General features: G+C 68.2%; 18 protein-coding genes. 12 read left to right on the top strand and 6 right to left on the bottom strand.

Annotation, left to right across the window (positions count from 1 at the left end; genetic code table 11):
- The 3 genes from B1790_RS31285 to B1790_RS31275 form a co-directional block, all read left to right on the top strand.
- A partial coding sequence (locus B1790_RS31285) for a hypothetical protein (RefSeq protein WP_079927174.1) occupies positions 1-969 on the top strand: 969 nt, incomplete at its 5' end.
- 86 nt (positions 970-1,055) lie between these two features.
- On the top strand, positions 1,056-1,742 hold the full coding sequence (locus B1790_RS31280; RefSeq protein ID WP_079927166.1) for an RDD family protein: 687 nt from the start codon (positions 1,056-1,058) through the stop codon (positions 1,740-1,742).
- Between the two features lie 68 nt (positions 1,743-1,810).
- A complete protein-coding gene (locus tag B1790_RS31275; RefSeq protein WP_233165401.1) occupies positions 1,811-2,311 on the top strand; it encodes an RDD family protein in 501 nt (166 codons plus the stop codon).
- On the opposite strand, the gene B1790_RS31270 is transcribed toward B1790_RS31275, so the two are convergent.
- A complete protein-coding gene (locus B1790_RS31270) occupies positions 2,295-3,461 on the bottom strand; it encodes an acyl-CoA dehydrogenase family protein (RefSeq protein ID WP_142271605.1) in 1,167 nt (388 codons plus the stop codon). The two genes, B1790_RS31275 and B1790_RS31270, sit on opposite strands and share 17 nt — an antisense overlap.
- Positions 3,462-3,517: 56 nt before the next feature.
- Between B1790_RS31270 and B1790_RS31265 the strand changes: the two genes are divergently transcribed.
- The gene (locus B1790_RS31265; protein WP_079927171.1) at positions 3,518-4,696 is read left to right on the top strand and encodes a cystathionine gamma-synthase; all 1,179 of its coding nucleotides are present in this window, start codon (positions 3,518-3,520) and stop codon (positions 4,694-4,696) included.
- On the opposite strand, the gene B1790_RS31260 is transcribed toward B1790_RS31265, so the two are convergent.
- The 3 genes from B1790_RS31260 to B1790_RS31250 all read right to left on the bottom strand — a co-directional run bounded on the left by B1790_RS31260 (position 4,682) and on the right by B1790_RS31250 (position 6,488).
- On the bottom strand, positions 4,682-5,344 hold the full coding sequence (locus B1790_RS31260; protein ID WP_079927165.1) for a GPP34 family phosphoprotein: 663 nt from the start codon (positions 5,342-5,344) through the stop codon (positions 4,682-4,684). The two genes, B1790_RS31265 and B1790_RS31260, sit on opposite strands and share 15 nt — an antisense overlap.
- A 14-nt stretch (positions 5,345-5,358) precedes the next feature.
- Entirely contained in the window at positions 5,359-5,847 is a 489-nt protein-coding gene (gene greA / locus B1790_RS31255) for a transcription elongation factor GreA (protein ID WP_079927164.1), read from the bottom strand.
- A gap of 218 nt (positions 5,848-6,065) precedes the next feature.
- A complete protein-coding gene (locus tag B1790_RS31250; RefSeq protein ID WP_079927170.1) occupies positions 6,066-6,488 on the bottom strand; it encodes a DUF4307 domain-containing protein in 423 nt (140 codons plus the stop codon).
- Positions 6,489-6,620: 132 nt separating this feature from the next.
- On the opposite strand from B1790_RS31250, the gene mca reads away from it, so the two are divergent.
- The 4 genes from mca to B1790_RS31230 are packed head-to-tail and all read left to right on the top strand — an operon-like array spanning position 6,621 to position 10,128.
- Entirely contained in the window at positions 6,621-7,487 is an 867-nt protein-coding gene (mca, locus tag B1790_RS31245) for a mycothiol conjugate amidase Mca (RefSeq protein ID WP_079927163.1), read from the top strand.
- Entirely contained in the window at positions 7,484-7,768 is a 285-nt protein-coding gene (locus B1790_RS31240) for a hypothetical protein (RefSeq protein WP_079927162.1), read from the top strand. Before mca ends, B1790_RS31240 begins: the two co-directional genes overlap by 4 nt.
- Entirely contained in the window at positions 7,758-9,743 is a 1,986-nt protein-coding gene (locus B1790_RS31235; RefSeq protein ID WP_142271604.1) for a thioredoxin domain-containing protein, read from the top strand. The genes B1790_RS31240 and B1790_RS31235 overlap by 11 nt, the downstream gene beginning before the upstream one ends.
- Before the next feature lie 10 nt (positions 9,744-9,753).
- Positions 9,754-10,128: a nuclear transport factor 2 family protein gene (locus tag B1790_RS31230; RefSeq protein WP_079927168.1), complete on the top strand. Its 375-nt coding sequence runs from the start codon at positions 9,754-9,756 to the stop codon at positions 10,126-10,128.
- Positions 10,129-10,150: 22 nt separating this feature from the next.
- Here the strand turns inward: B1790_RS31230 and B1790_RS31225 are convergent, their stop codons facing one another.
- Together B1790_RS31225 and B1790_RS31220 are read right to left on the bottom strand one after the other, a co-directional pair.
- Positions 10,151-11,032, bottom strand: coding sequence for a DUF559 domain-containing protein (locus B1790_RS31225; RefSeq protein WP_079927161.1), 882 nt, complete (start codon positions 11,030-11,032; stop codon positions 10,151-10,153).
- Between the two features lie 97 nt (positions 11,033-11,129).
- A complete protein-coding gene (locus B1790_RS31220; RefSeq protein ID WP_079927160.1) occupies positions 11,130-11,858 on the bottom strand; it encodes a hemolysin III family protein in 729 nt (242 codons plus the stop codon).
- Between the two features lie 56 nt (positions 11,859-11,914).
- Between B1790_RS31220 and B1790_RS31215 the strand changes: the two genes are divergently transcribed.
- From B1790_RS31215 to B1790_RS31200, 4 genes are all read left to right on the top strand, one after another.
- Positions 11,915-12,712: a (2Z,6E)-farnesyl diphosphate synthase gene (locus tag B1790_RS31215; RefSeq protein ID WP_198952171.1), complete on the top strand. Its 798-nt coding sequence runs from the start codon at positions 11,915-11,917 to the stop codon at positions 12,710-12,712.
- Between the two features lie 52 nt (positions 12,713-12,764).
- Complete coding sequence (locus B1790_RS31210; RefSeq protein ID WP_079927159.1) at positions 12,765-14,132, top strand: hypothetical protein; 1,368 nt, start codon at positions 12,765-12,767, stop codon at positions 14,130-14,132.
- Between the two features lie 101 nt (positions 14,133-14,233).
- Positions 14,234-14,644, top strand: a complete 411-nt coding sequence (locus tag B1790_RS31205; protein WP_079927158.1) for a hypothetical protein — start codon at positions 14,234-14,236, stop codon at positions 14,642-14,644.
- Positions 14,645-14,746: 102 nt separating this feature from the next.
- Complete coding sequence (locus tag B1790_RS31200) at positions 14,747-15,154, top strand: hypothetical protein (protein WP_079927157.1); 408 nt, start codon at positions 14,747-14,749, stop codon at positions 15,152-15,154.
- Positions 15,155-15,175: the final 21 nt, after the last annotated feature.

The following is a 15,175-nucleotide window of genomic DNA, read 5'->3' as shown; positions in this document are numbered from 1 at the left end:
CAGGGCAACTACCCGCCGCCCCCTCCCCAGGGTGGCTACGGAGCGCCGCCTCCGCAGGGTGGTTATGGCGCGCCGCCCCCTCCGCCGCATGGCAATTACCCGCCGCCTCCGCAGGGCAACTACCCGCCGCCTCCGCCGCCGCAGGGTGGCTACGCACCGCCCCCTCCTGGCAGTTACCCGCCGCCGCAGGGTGATTGGGGCCAGCCGCAGGGTGGTTACCCGCCGCAGGCTGGTTACGGCGGCTACCCGCCGGCCGGCAACTCCGGGGTCGACATCGGCGAGACGTTCGGCTGGGCGTGGAACAAGTTCAGCAAGAACGCCGTCGTGCTCATCGTGCCGACGCTGGTCTACGGGCTCGTGCTCGGCGCGCTCTACGGGATCATCACCTTCGCCTCGGGTGCTTTGGCCCCGACGTCGGAAAGCAGCTACGACTCCTATGACGGCGGAGCGAGTTACTCGTTCAGCGCGGGCCTTGGCGTGGCAAGCATCATCACCATGCTCCTCGGCTACCTGGTGCTGTTCGTCGTGGGCGGCGCCATCTCGTCGGCCTACTACGGCGGTCTGCTGGACATCGCCAACGGGACACCGGTCGAGATCGGCTCGTTCTTCAAGCCGCGCAACGTCGGCAGCGTGCTGATCGCCAGCCTGCTCGTCGGCATCGCCAGCTCGATCGGCTCGTTCCTCTGCGTGATCCCGGGTCTCATCGTCACCATCTTCACGCTGTTCACGACGGTCTCGATCGTCGAGCGCGGGTTGTCCCCGATCGACGGCATCAAGGCGAGCATCGACATCGTCAAGGCCAACTTCGTTCCGGCGCTGCTCACCTGGCTGATCACTCTCGTCATCGTCGGTGTCGGCGCGCTGCTCTGCGGTATCGGCCTTCTGGTCGCAGCTCCGGTCGCCGCACTGTTCCTCGTGCACGCCTACCGAAAGCTGACGGGCGGACAGGTCGCACCACTGACCCCGTGACCGACCATGGGCTTGCAGCAAAACGGCGGTCCGGTTGATCGTGCCCTCGTACGCTGCCCTCTACGCCCACGAAAGGCAGGACCGAGATGACGAATCCATCGCCGCCTCCCGGTGACTTCCCGTCCTCACCCCCTCCCGGTGGCAACTACCCGCCGCCGCCGGAGGGTGGGTATCCGGCGCCTCCGCCTCCCGGCGGGGGATACGTGCCTCCGCCTCCCGGCGGTGGCTACGCGCAGCCCGGTGGATACGGGGTCGGCGGTGGATACGGCAGCGGGCCCGAGCAGTACACGCCGTGGCTCACCCGAGTTCTTGCGTGGTTGATCGACTGGGCTCCCGTCGCGATCCTCTCGGGCATCGGCTCGATCTTCCTGGTCACTCTTCAGAAGGTCGAAACCGTCTGCATCACCGACGATTCCGAGTACCAGCTCGGTGACTTCTGTGCCACGGGCAGCAACGGTCCTTCGGGCGTGGCCTGGGCGATCTACGGGGTGCTGGAGCTCGTCTCGCTGGCCTACCTGATCTGGAACCTCGGCCTCAAGCAGGGCAACACGGGCTCCAGCGTCGGCAAGGGCATCATGAAGTTCAAGGTCGTCGGCGAGGAGACGGGCCAGCCGATCGGCTTCGGCAAGTCGTTCGTCCGCGAGCTGATCTACATCGTGGCCTACGCCGTGTGCTTCATCCCCTGGCTCGTCGCCGTGCTGTTTCCGCTGTGGGACCAGAAACGTCAGTCCTTGGTGGACAAGCTGATCAAGACGGTCTGCGTTCCGCTCTGATCGCCTCGACGATGCCGCCTGTCCGCCGTGCGCGGGCAGGCGGCATCGTCGTTCGGTAGCGTCGAACCGTGAGTCGTTCGCTTCCCGTGGAGATGTCGAGCCATGCTTCGTGGCCGCGCCGGGTGGCGGCGGCCGCGGTGGATTGGCTCCCCATCGTGGCGGTGGCGCTCCTGGCCGTCGGGCTGGTGTGGGTGACGCGAAACCCGTCGTGCGACGGGGATCCGTCCGTGCGCGATCTCGGCCCGCAATGTGGTGATTCGGGCGCGACCACGGTGGGTTGGTGGTGCTTCGTCGCCTGCTGGCTGTTGGTCGTCGGCTACGCGGTGTGGAACTTCGGCCTGCGCCAGGGACGCTCCGGTTCCAGCGTCGGCAAGAGCCTGCTGAAGATCCAGGTGCTCGACGTGACGACGCTGCGACCGATTGGTTTCTGGCGCTCGGTGATTCGCCATCTGACCCACCTCGTCGACGTCGTGTCCCTCGGCGTCGGCTTCCTGTGGCCGCTGTGGGACCGCAGGCGTCAGACCTTCGCCGACAAGCTGTCGTCGACGGTGGTCAGCGGAACGCGCTGACGCCCGTCAACGCCTCGCCGATCACCAATTGGTGTACTTCCGAGGTGCCCTCGTACGTCAGCACCGACTCGAGGTTGTTGGCATGGCGGATCACCGGGTACTCCAATGTGATTCCGTTGGCGCCCAACAGTGTTCGACACTGCCGGGCAATCTTGATCGCTTCCCGCACGTTGTTGAGCTTGCCGAAGCTGACCTGTTCGGGCTTGATCTTGCCGTCGTCCTTGAGCTTGCCGAGGTGCAACGCCAGCAGTTGCGCCTTGCCCAGTTCGACTGCCATGTCGGCGATCTTGGCCTGAGTCAACTGGTAGCCGGCCAGCGGCTTGTCGAAGACCTCCCTGGTGCCGACGTAGTCCAACGCCGTCTCCAGGCAGTCCCTTGCCGCGCCCACCGCGCCGAACACGATGCCGAACCGTGCCTCTGACAGGCAGGCCAACGGTCCCGACAAGCCGCGTGCGCCAGGAAGTTTCGCATCATCGGGCAGGCGGACGTCGTCGAGGCTGAACTCCGAGGTGACCGAGGCCCGCAGCGACATCTTGTGGGTCATCTCCCGGGCGCTGAAGCCGGGCGTCGTCGTGGGGACGGCGAACCCGATCACGCCTTCGTCGGCGCGGGCCCACACGATCGCCACGTCGGCGATGGAAGCGTTGGTGATCCACATCTTCGACCCGTTGAGAATCCAGTCGGATCCGTCGCGCCGGGCGGTCGTCCGCATGCCACCGGGGTTGGATCCGAAGTCCGGTTCCGTCAGCCCGAAGCAGCCGATCAGTTCGCCCGCCGCCATCCCGGGGAGCCATTGCTCGCGCTGCTCCTCGCTGCCCCAGCGGTGAATGGCGAACATCGCGAGGGAGCCCTGCACCGACACCAGACTGCGCAGGCCACTGTCGACGGCCTCAAGCTCCTGGCACACCAGCCCGTAGGCGGTGGCCGACGACCCGCTACAGCCGTACCCCTGCAGGTGCATGCCGAGCAGCCCCAGCTTGCCGATCTCGACGGCGAGGTCGCGGACGGGAACCTCGCCGGTCTCGAACCACTCGGCGATGTGCGGCCGCAACCGGGACTCGCCGAACTGCCGGACCATGGTGCGCAGCTCGAGGTCCTCGGGCGTCAGCAGCGTGTCGAGGTCGAGGAGACTTTCGATCGTCGTGGACATGCTGTTTGTTCTACACCGGCGCTCGCCGATACTCGACACCGTTACCCTGAATGGCGATGAGTGAGCAGCGTTCCAAGGCAGATGCGTACCGCGCCTACGGTCCCGCGACCAGGGCCATCCACGCCGGCTACCGACCAGATCCGGCGACCGGCGCGGTCAACGCGCCCATCTACGCGAGTTCCACCTTCGCCCAAGACGGCGTCGGCGGGCTCCGTGGCGGTTACGAGTACGCCCGCACCGGCAACCCGACGCGCGCGGCGCTCGAGGCGGGCCTGGCGGCGGTGGAGGGCGCCACGTTCGGGCGGGCCTTCAGCTCGGGCATGGCGGCCACCGACTGCACGCTTCGGGCCGTGCTGCGTCCCGGCGACCACGTCGTCATCCCCGACGACGCCTACGGCGGCACGTTCCGGCTGATCGACAAGGTGTTCACGCAGTGGGGCGTGACGCACACCCCCGTCGCGCTGACCGATCTCGACGCGGTACGCGCCGCGATCACGCCCGCGACCAAGCTGGTGTGGGTGGAGACGCCCACCAACCCGCTGCTGTCGATCGCCGACATCGCGGGAATCGCCCAGCTGGCGTCGGACGCCGGTGTGAAGGTGTTGGTGGACAACACCTTTGCCTCGCCGGCCCTGCAGCAACCGTTGGCCCTCGGCGCCGACATCGTGCTGCACTCCACCACCAAGTACATCGGCGGACACTCCGACGTCGTCGGCGGCGCACTGCTGACCAATGACGAGGAACTCGACGACGCGTTCGCGTTCCTGCAGAACGGCGCCGGCGCGGTGCCCGGCCCGTTCGACGCCTACCTGACGATGCGCGGGCTGAAGACGCTGTCGCTGCGGATGGAGCGACACAGCGCCAACGGCGCTCGAGTGGCCGAGTTCCTCGCCGAGCACGCCGCCGTCGGCGCGGTGCTCTACCCGGGCTTGGCGAGCCACCCCAACCACGACGTCGCGGCCCGGCAGATGTCCGGCTTCGGCGGCATGGTGTCGGCCAGGCTCAAGGGCGGAAGGGACGCCGCGCATCAGTTGTGCGCGCGGACAGAGATCTTCATCCTCGCCGAGTCTCTCGGCGGGGTGGAGTCGCTCATCGAGCATCCCGGAGCGATGACCCATGCGTCCACGGCGGGTTCGCAGCTCGAGGTGCCCGACGACCTGGTCCGGCTGTCGGTCGGCATCGAGGACGTCGCCGACCTGCTCGGTGACCTGGAACAGGCCCTAGGAAAGGGCTGAGCGCAACGCGGAGGCGGTGACCGCCAGGTTGACCTCGGGCAGCGCCGTCGGATACTCGTCGACCCAGCTGCCGCTGGCGATTTCGGTGGCACGTGAGTGCACCCAGCGCCAGCCGCGGTCGTTGAGGCTCAGCAGCGCCCCGAGTCCGTCGGCGGCGTGCAGCACGGTGACGATGGCCGCCGTGGCCGGCGTGGGCGGTCGACGGTCGAACAGCGCCGACAGCAGATCGGTCCTTGCGGCGGCGACCCGCTCGCGACGTGTCAGCGGCCAGGCATACGAGGGATTGAAGCGCGACGACGGCGCCGGAACGCGGCTGATCTGTCCGAGCCGCTCGAGGCGCAGTGCCACGTTGTCCTGCACGTCCTTGCTCACCTTCGTGACGGCGCGCGACGGTGAGAGCGGCTGCTTCTGCAGCAGCACGAATGCCGGTTCGACGACGGGATCGGTGGCAGTGCCTGCCCTCAGCGCCACCAGCCGGCCCGGTTCGACGGCGTCACCGGGAGCGGACGGCCGAACTCGGCACGCCAACGCGAGGTCGAGCAAGACGCCGGCAGCCAACACCCGTTCCCGCCGCTGGCGTTCCAGCGCGGGTTGGGCGGTGGCGTTGTCGACGAGCAGGAGAAAGAGGTCTTCGGCGATCTGCGCCATGAACGACTGTCGGGCTAGGAGTGGTACGGCTCCGCGCTGATCAGCTCGACCTCGATGGTGCTGCCGTTGGGCACGACGTAGCTGCGCTTGTCGCCGACCTTGGCGTCGATGATCGCACCGCCGAGCGGTGACTTCGGCGAGTACACCTCGAGCTTGCCGTCGGTCACGCCTTCCTGGCGGGTTCCGATGAGGAAAGTCTCGGTGTCGCCGTCTGCGAACTTGACCTTGACGACCGAGCCGGGAAGGGCGACGCCGGACTGCTTGGGGGCCTCGCCCACCTTGGCGTTGTTGAGCAGCTCCTGGAGCTGACGAATCCGGGCTTCCTGCTGCCCCTGATCCTCGCGCGCCTGGTGGTAGCCGCCGTTTTCGCGGAGGTCGCCCTCTTCACGTCGATCGTTGATCTCGGCGGCGATGATCGGTCGGTTCGCGATGAGCTGGTCGAGCTCGGCCTTCAGCCGGTCGAATGCATCTTCGGTGAGCCAGGTGACCTGGGTATCCGTCATGTCGTGGCGCTCCTGTCTTCGTCTCGCGCGGTCAGCGGGATCATTCGGCGTGTGCCGCAATCGCAGGCGCTGAGGGCGCATTAAAGCAGCAATACACGGCTCCAGTAGGAACCGTGTACGTCGTCCATCTTAGCACCGCCAGGACAGCCATTTTTCATGTATTGGCTGTTCGGCGTTCTTCAGACGGTTGCCCGACGCCCCCGTCGGCCAAACCTCGGTCAGGGTGCCCGGAGGTAGGCGGGGACGTCGGTGCCGCAGCCGTAGACGTCGCCCACCACGGGCTGCCGGGTGGCCTTGACGATCGTCGACACCACCACCGTGTCGGCGGTCGACGGCGGCACCAGAACCTCGCGCCGACCGATCTCGGCGCCGTCGACCGACCTGGCGCGGACGATGCACACCACGGGCCGCGACGGATCCTCCCGGGTGACGCTGATGGTGATCTCGACGGTGTTCTCGCCGAGCAGCTGGTAGCCGCCCAGTTCGCCCTTGACCTCCGCGGTGCCCAGCCGCTGGTAGCCGACGAACGCCAATGCGACGCCCGCCACCACGATGACGACGAAGAGCACGGCTGCCAGCCGCCGGCGAGAGCTGTGGGCCAGCCGTTGACGCCCGTAGCGGGCGGCGGGGCGCTCGATCACGAGGTGCTTCACCCCTCCGTGGGACGGTCAGCGTGGGTCTGAGTTCGGATGGTTGGACTAGGACTGGAACTATAGGGGCACCCAAACTGGTTGAACCGTGACGACCATGGCGAGAGATCAAGATAGGCACACGTGAGCGAACTGCGTTTGATGGCGGTCCACGCCCACCCCGACGACGAGTCGAGCAAGGGCGCCGCCACGATGGCCAAGTACGTGGACGAGGGCGTCCGCGTGAAGGTGGTGACGCTGACCGGCGGTGAGCGGGGCGACATCCTGAACCCCGCCATGGACCTGCCAGAGGTGCACGGCCGGATCCACGAGATCCGAATCGACGAGATGGCGCGCGCCGCGGAGATCCTCGGCGTCGAGCACGAGTGGCTCGGCTTCGTCGACTCCGGTCTGCCGGAGGGCGACCCGCTGCCGCCGCTGCCGGAGGGGTGTTTCGCGCTGGTTCCGCTGGTCGAGTCCACCGAGCGGCTGGTCCGGTCGATCCGCGAGTTCAGGCCGCATGTGCTGACCACGTACGACGAGAACGGCGGTTACCCGCACCCGGATCACATCCGCTGCCACGAGGTGTCGATGGCCGCCTACGAGGCCGCTGCCGACTACCGCCTGTTCCCCGACGCGGGTGAGCCGTGGGCCGTGTCGAAGGTGTACTACAACCACGGCTTCCTCCGGAAGCGAATGCAGGCGTTCCAGGACGAGTTCGCCAGGCATGGCCAGGTGGGGCCGTTCGAGAAGTGGCTCAAGGACTGGGACCCCGAGCTCGACGTCACGGAAAGCCGGATCACCACCAGCGTCGAATGCGCGAAGTACTTCGGTCAGCGCGACCAGGCGCTGCTCGCGCACGCCACGCAGATCGACCCGAAGAGCTTCTTCTTCACCACTCCGATCGAGTGGCAGGAGCGGCTGTGGCCGACCGAGGAGTACGAGTTGTCGCGGTCCCGCATCCCCGTGACGCTGCCCGAGGATGACCTGTTCGCCGGGATCGAGCCGTGACCGACAGCCTTCTGCTCGTCGTCGGGCTGCTCGCCGACGAGGCGCCGCGGGACACCGGTCCCGACTTCGGCAAGGCCAGTCCGTTCGGCCTCGTGGTCATCGTGATCCTGCTGATCGGCACGTTCCTGCTGGTCTGGTCGATGAACAAGCACCTCAAGAAGCTGCCGGAGTCATTCGACCCCGAACATCCCGAACCCGATCAAGCCGTCGACGACGGAACCGTCGTGGAGCCCGGTGATCCGGGCCTGGCCAGGGGAGGGCGTCCAGACGGTGGCGGTTAACGCCCTCGGAGAGGCCACCAGCCCGTACCTTCGCCAGCACGCGGACAATCCCGTGCACTGGCAGCAGTGGACGGCGGAGGCGCTCGCGGAGGCGGCGGCGCGCGACGTGCCGATCCTGCTGTCGGTCGGCTACGCGGCCTGCCATTGGTGTCACGTCATGGCGCACGAATCGTTCGCCGACGTCGACGTGGCCGCGGTCATGAACGCCGGTTTCGTCTGCATCAAGGTCGACCGCGAGGAGCGCCCCGACCTCGACGCGGTCTACATGTCCGCGACGGTGGCGCTGACCGGTCAGGGTGGGTGGCCGATGACGTGCTTCCTGACCCCGGACGGGCGGCCGTTCTTCTGCGGAACGTACTACCCGAAGGACGGCTTCCTGCAGCTGCTCGACGCCGTCGCCGACACGTGGCGGCACCGTCGCCCCGAGGTGGAGCAGGCCTCCGACGAGATTGCCGGCGAGCTCGCCTCGATGGCGTCCGGTCTGCCTGGCGGGGGTCCCGCGTTGGAGCCCGCGGTGTGCGATCACGCCGTCGCCGGCGTGCTGGCCGACGAGGACGTGGCCCGCGGTGGTTTCGGTGGCGCCCCGAAGTTTCCGCCGTCGGCGTTGCTGGAGGGGCTGCTGCGCAGCTACGAACGCACGGGTGACCCTCGCGTGCTCGCGACGGCCGAGCGGGCGCTCGACGCGATGGCGCGGGGCGGGATCTACGACCAGCTGGCCGGCGGCTTCGCCCGCTACAGCGTGGACTCGTCGTGGGTGGTGCCGCACTTCGAGAAGATGCTCTACGACAACGCGTTGCTGCTGCGGGTGTACGCGCATTGGGCGCGCCGATCCGGAGAAACGTTGGCGCGCAAGATCACCGACGAGACGGCGGCGTTCATCGTGCGCGACCTCGGTGACGGCGGCATGTTCACCTCCTCGCTCGACGCCGACGCCGACGGGGTGGAGGGTCTCACGTACGCGTGGACGCCCGCACAACTGCGCGAGGTGCTCGGCGACGCCGACGGTGCTTGGGCGGCATACTATTTCGGGGTCACGGAGGCCGGAACGTTCGAGCACGGCACCTCGGTGCTGCAGCTTCGTGACAACCCCGACTCGCTGTCCCGTTTCGTGAGGGCGCGCACGATACTGCTCGCCGCGCGGCTCGGACGACCGCAACCCGCGCGCGACGACAAGGTGGTGACGGCATGGAATGGTTTCGCCATCACGGCGCTCGTCGATGCCTCAGTGGCACTCGATCGTCCCGAATTCCTCGACGCCGCAACGCAATGCGCCCGGTCGATCCTCGACCTCCACGTCGTCGACGGCCGCCTTCGGCGCGCCAGTCTCGGCGGCCGCGTCGGTGACAGCGCAGCCATCCTCGAGGACCACGCCGGGCTGGCGACCGGGTTGCTGACACTGCACCAGGTGACCGGTGAACCCGAGTGGCTGGCCGCGGCGACCGGGCTGCTCGACGTCGCGCTCGACCACTTCGCCGATCCCGACCGGGAGGGACGCTGGTTCGACACCGCCGACGACGCGGAGCGTCTGATGATCCGGCCGTCGGATCCGCTCGACGGCGCAACCCCGGCGGGGGCGTCGCTCATCACCGAAGCGCTGCAGCTCGCCGCGCATCTGACCGGGTCCGAGCGGTACGCGTCGGCGGCCCGCGCCTCACTTGCGGCGGCGACCCCGATCCTGGTCAAACTGCCACGCTCGGGCGGTCATTGGCTCGCCGTGGCGGAGGCCGCCGTTCGCGGGCCGCTGCAAATCGCGGTGGCGTGCGACCCCCTCGACTCCGAACTGTTGGACGCTGCGCGCCGTCTGGCGCCCGGCGGGGCGATCGTCGTCGGGGGAGCGGTCGACTCGTCTGCGTTGCTGCGCGGCCGCGACCGGATCGATGGCCGCGACGCCGCCTACGTCTGCCGCGGCCACGTGTGCGACCTGCCGGTCACGACCGCCGAGCATCTCGCTGCCGCGCTCCGGGCGCCCGTGTAGCGTGCGGCACATGCCGAGTGCCGACCTGATCAAGCAGACCGTCAATCGCTACCTGGAACTGGTGTCCGAGGGCAACCCCGACGCGATCGCCCAGCTGTACACCGACGACGCCACGGTGGAGGACCCGGTCGGCGGCGAAGTGCACATCGGGCGTCAGGCGATCCTGGGCTTCTACTCCGGTGTCATCGGCGCGAAGGCCGAGACCGAGATCATCACGCTGCGGGCGCTCGGGCACGAGGCGGCCTACCTGTGGACGCTGGCCATGGATCTCGGTGAGGGCGCCAAGATGCGCATCGAGATCCTCAGCGTCATGGCGTTCGACTCCGACGGCAACATCACCGCGATGAAGGCCTATTGGGGCCCGGAGAACATCACCCAGCTCTAACCCCCCTTGCGATTTCGGCGCGCTAATCCGCAGTGGCCGCGGAGGAACGCGCCGAAATCGCCCGGCGGATCTCGGCGATGACGCGATCGGGATATTCGGTCAGGTCCAGCCAGGTGAAGCGGAGCACCTGCCACCCGGCAAGGATGATGGCGTTCTGTCGCTTGCGGTCGTGGTGAAAGTCGTCCGAATCCGTGTGGAATGCCAGGCCGTCCACTTCGATGGCGACCAAGCACCCCGGAAAGCCGAGGTCGACGAGGTAGCCCGCGACTGGATGATTGGCGATCCACCCCTCGATGCCTGCTCCCTCGAGCAAGCGAATCAGCATGCGTTCCGCAGCGGAACGGGCTCCGCTCTCCGCCGCCTGCAGCAGTCGCCGGGAAGCGGGCGCGCCATACCGCCCCTTGTTCCGAAGGTGCGCCGCCCACAACGGACTCAGCTCGACGTGACGTTGCAGCGCGGAGTCCATCAGCTTGGGTCCACCGCCCCGTCTGGTGGCGGCCTCGACGACGGTGAGTTCGAGGGCAGTGACCTGGAGTCCGCGCCGCTCGACGACGTCCTTCGCCGGCAGGTCGCGGCGTCGCACACGTGATCCTTCGTGGCCTCGGCCGTGGCTGTTGCGGGGCACGGTGACCTCCACGACGGCGGGCGCGTACCTGGTCACGTCGTGCCACCAGGCGGCCGCCAGTCCGCTCGCGACTGCGTGCGGGCCGTGACCCCACACCGCGGCCCTGATCCGCGCCGAATCGGTGAACGGTCGGTCGTCGACGAAGTAGACCCCTTGCGAGCATCGGCGCCAATGTCCGGAGCGCGCACGGCGTTCCAGGGCGTCGTTGCTCATTCCCAGAATGCGGGCGTGCGACGTCGTGATGACGCCGTCGTGAGTGCGGAGGAAGTCGTCCAGCATTCTTAGTAGACGGTGCGACCCCCGCGAACGGTTCCACTCCCAGGATTTCGGCGCGCAAATCCGCGGTGGCCGCGGGGGAGCGCGCCGAAATCGCCAGTTAGAACACCGCGAACCACATCGCGATGTAGTGGCAGATCGCCGCCACCGCGGTGCACGCGTGGAAGAACTCGTGGTGACCGAACGTCGTCGGCCACGGGTTGGGCCACTTGAGTCCGTACAGCACCCCGCCGACGCTGTAGAGCGCGCCGCCGACGATCAGCAGCACCAGGGCCGCCACGCCCGCACCGTGCATGATCGGCACGATGAAGAACGCGGCCACCCACCCGAGCAGTAGGTAGAGGGGCACGCCCACCCACGCCGGCGCCGACGGCCAGCACATCTTCAGGAGCACGCCCGCGATGGCGCCTCCCCAGACGATCCAGAACAGCGTCATGCCCTGGTTCGACGGCAAGGCCAGCAGGGCGAACGGCGTGTAACTGCCCGCGATGAACAGGAAGATCATCGAGTGGTCCAAGCGCTTCATCCACTTGCGCTTGGTCGGCGACACCCACGTCACCCGGTGATAGGTCGCGCTGACGGCGAACATCGCCACGATGGTCAACGTGTAGAGCAGTGTGGCGAGCCCCGCGCGGGGACCCTCAAGCGCCCAGGACACCGACACCAGAGCAGTGCCCGCGATGGTCGCGACGCCCGCCGAGTAGAGGTGAATCCAGCCGCGAGCGCGTGGCCTACCGAAGAACTGCGCAACGGCCTCGGGCAGATCCTCTGCCTCGTGGTGGCCGACGGACGGCGGATCTGAGTCGGTCGTGTCGATCGAAGTGGCCATGTCGCCTCCGCTATCTGGCATGGGTGGACCCGAACGTCACAGTAGTCTTGATCCTCGTGGAACTCATTCCCCCGCGACTCAAGGAACCGGCCTACCGGGTCTACGAGGCACGGCTGCGCCACCAGCTGTCGCGATCGAAATCCCAACTGCCAAGGCACATCGCGGTGCTGTGCGACGGAAACCGACGATGGGCGCGTGACGAGGGTCACGCGGACGTCAGCTACGGCTACCTGATGGGTGCCGCGAAGATCGCCGAGATGCTGCGCTGGTGTCAGGAGACCGGCGTCGAGATGGCGACCGTGTACCTGCTGTCGACCGAGAACCTGCAGCGCGACCCCGCCGAGCTGGCGTCGCTGATCGGCATCATCACCGACGTGGTCGAGGAGATCTGCGCGCCCGCCAACCGCTGGAGCGTCCGCACCGTCGGCGACCTCGAGTTGCTGGGACAGGAGTCGGCGCGACGCCTTCGCGACGCCGTGGACGGCACCGTCGCCACGGCACCCGTTGGCGCCTTCCACGTCAACGTCGCCGTCGGTTACGGCGGACGTCAGGAGATCGCCGACGCCGTGCGCGCCGTGCTGAGCAAGGAACTCGCCAACGGGGCGACGGCCGAGCAGCTCGTCGAGTCGGTCACCGTCGAGGCGATCTCCGAGAACGTCTACACCTCCGGCCAGCCCGACCCCGATCTGGTGATCAGGACCTCAGGCGAGCAACGGCTGTCGGGCTTCCTGCTGTGGCAGAGTGCGTACTCGGAGATGTGGTTCACCGAGGCGCACTGGCCGGCCTTCCGGCGCGTCGACTTCCTGCGCGCGCTGCGCGACTACACGCTGCGGGACCGGCGCTACGGGCACTAACGGGGTGTGAAGCTCTTCGCGCAAGCGCTCATCGCCGTGCGAGACTGAACCCGTGGCTGCGATGTCCGCAGTGGTGTTCGGCCTGAGCTGGTGGCTCGGGCTGTACTTGCTGGCGCGTGATCCGCGCAAACCCGTTCTGGTGCTCGCCGCGGTTGGGCTGACCAGCTTCGCCATGGTGGTGGCGCTGGACGCCGTCCGCCATCTCGGCTCGTCGCTTGCCGGGACGCTCAGCCACCTCGAGGTGTACCTCGTCGTCGTGCCAGGAGTGGCGTGGTTCGCGGTGCTTCTCGAACTGACGCGGCCCGGTGACACGTGGCGTGGTCGCATCGGAGAGACCTCGGCGGTCGCGCTGGTCGCCGCACTGGCCCTGCTCGGCGCGTCGATGGCTGGTTCGGTCGACGGTCCGCTCCGCACTGGCCACTGGGTGATGTTCGCCGTCGTCTCGTTGGCGACGCTCGGGGCGATGGGCAGGATGCTCGCCGGGGGACGACGGCCCAGCTCGGTGACGGGTTCGGTCGTCCTCGCCACGTTGTTCTTCGCGTTGGGCAACGCGATCCTGGTGATCCCGCTCGGTTTGGTGCCGAACTGGTTGGCGTTGGCGTCCACGGGTTTCGACGTGCTGCTTCTCGGTGTCGCGGTGGCACTGTGGGATTCGTTCGACGAGGGTCAGGCGCTGCGGGCCGACATGCTGCGGTCGTTCACGGGGAGCGTCGTCGTGGCCGTGCTCTTCGGTGGGCAGGTGCTCGTCGGGATGGCGGTCACCGACGAACACGCTGCGCTCTCGGTGCTGTTGTTCACCAGCCTTGCGGTGGCGATCGGCATCAACGTCATGGCCGACCCGTTGGCGGGCGTGCTGGACCGCCTCGCGTTCTCCCGGTCGCCCACCCTGCGGGCCGACCGGGCCGCGCTGCGTCGCACCGAGGCCGCGCTGCCGCTGCGGTCGGACAGTCCGCTGGACGGCGTCGACGACGAGACGTTCGTCCGGTTGACCCGCCGGGCGCTTGGTCACTACGGCGACTTGTCCAAACTGGTCGCCAGCCCGCTGACCGCGTTGCCGGTCCTCGACGAGCGGCTGGCTCGCCGCGGCGCGCCCGATCAGCCGCTGGAACGAGCCAACGAGTTGCGGGCGCTGCTCGCCGACCGGATCGCGGCGTTGAGACCGCGTGACGGCGGCGAGTTCGGCACCACCGAGCAGTGGCGGCACTACAACTCGCTGTACTTCCCGTACGTCGTCGGGGTGCGGGCGTACGCGCAGAACGCGACGGCCGCGGGGCTGGACCCCGTCGCCAAGCGGGCGTGGCAGTGGTTCGTGACGGAGGTTCCGCAGCGGTCGCTGCACAACTGGCAGAACGCGGCGGCCCGCGTCATTGCCGCGGATCTGCGCGGCAGTCGGGTGACGGCGGTCGACCACACGTCCTGACCTGCAGTTGGCAGTGTTTGGCAGCGTTCGGCGTCGAGGTGGCAGTGCTTCCCGACCATCGTCGGAGGGGTCCACATCCCTCACCGTCGAGGAGCCCCGCCATGACCGCCACCGTTACTCACCGACCTCTGTCCGACAGTTCCGACAGCCTCCTTCGGTTCGCCATGCGGGCCGACGCCACGGTGTGTGCTGGCCTCGGCCTGCTGGTCGCGATGGCGGCCGATCCGCTGTCCCGACTCTCCGGGCTCTCGGCCACCTCTGAATGGCTGGCCGGGGCAGCACTTGTCGTCTACGGCGTCGCGCTCTACGTGATGGCCGCCATGCCGTTCGTCCGGCGCATCGGCATCGGGATCGTCGTGGCCAACGTCGTCTTCGCGATGGCCGTCGTCGCGGTCGTGGCCGCCGGGGTCTTGCCGCTCACCGGGATGGGCGTGGCCATGATGCTGGCCACCGTCGCCGCCACCCTCGGGCTGGCGTACCTGCAGTACCTCGGAGTTCGCCGCTTGGCGTGACCCGCGGAGAACCGGTGCGCGGCCGCCCGAGGCGAGAGGTCACCGCGAGTGGCCCGCACCGGCCATCGGATGTTCGAAAATTCAACTAGGAAGGGAAGATTCATGAGCACCATCACCGCCACCGCCCACACCGGGACCAAGGATGCATTCCTGAGGTTCGCCATGCGGCTCGACGCCGTGCTCACCGGCGTCATCGGGGTCGCGGGCCTTGCGTTGGCGCCCCGAATCGCCGAGCTGTCGGGCACCACGCAGACGACCGAGTACGCGCTGTCCGCCTTCTTCGTCGCGTACGGAATTGCCGTGTACGCGCTGTCTCGACTGACGCACGTCCGCACGCCAGGCCGCCTCGTGGTCGCGGGCAACGTCGTCTTCACTGTCGCCGCGGTGGCCGTCGTCCTCGCGGGCGTCTGGCCGCTGACCACCATGGGCGTGGTGCTGACGCTCGGCAGCGGCGTCTACACCTTGGTGATGGCGGACCTGCAGTACCTGGGTCTGCGCCGCCTCCGCTAGCTGTAATGGCCAGGCAGGTTG

This window comes from Mycobacterium sp. AT1, assembly GCF_002043095.1.
Classification (GTDB): Bacteria; Actinomycetota; Actinomycetes; order Mycobacteriales; family Mycobacteriaceae; genus Mycobacterium.
The sequence above is the reverse complement of the archived record's forward strand: the minus strand, read 5'-3'. Positions and strand labels throughout refer to the sequence as shown.

Bases quoted from the DNA above. Each gene is read 5' to 3' on its own strand.
- B1790_RS31220 (WP_079927160.1), bottom strand. From the start codon at position 11,858: ATGGCCACTTCGATCGACACGACCGACTCAGATCCGCCGTCCGTCGGC.
- B1790_RS31225 (WP_079927161.1), bottom strand. From the start codon at position 11,032: ATGCTGGACGACTTCCTCCGCACTCACGACGGCGTCATCACGACGTCG.
- B1790_RS31280 (WP_079927166.1), top strand. From the start codon at position 1,056: ATGACGAATCCATCGCCGCCTCCCGGTGACTTCCCGTCCTCACCCCCT.
- B1790_RS31270 (WP_142271605.1), bottom strand. From the start codon at position 3,461: ATGTCCACGACGATCGAAAGTCTCCTCGACCTCGACACGCTGCTGACG.
- B1790_RS31205 (WP_079927158.1), top strand. From the start codon at position 14,234: ATGACCGCCACCGTTACTCACCGACCTCTGTCCGACAGTTCCGACAGC.
- B1790_RS31260 (WP_079927165.1), bottom strand. From the start codon at position 5,344: ATGGCGCAGATCGCCGAAGACCTCTTTCTCCTGCTCGTCGACAACGCC.
- greA (WP_079927164.1), bottom strand. From the start codon at position 5,847: ATGACGGATACCCAGGTCACCTGGCTCACCGAAGATGCATTCGACCGG.
- B1790_RS31230 (WP_079927168.1), top strand. From the start codon at position 9,754: ATGCCGAGTGCCGACCTGATCAAGCAGACCGTCAATCGCTACCTGGAA.
- B1790_RS31200 (WP_079927157.1), top strand. From the start codon at position 14,747: ATGAGCACCATCACCGCCACCGCCCACACCGGGACCAAGGATGCATTC.
- B1790_RS31265 (WP_079927171.1), top strand. From the start codon at position 3,518: ATGAGTGAGCAGCGTTCCAAGGCAGATGCGTACCGCGCCTACGGTCCC.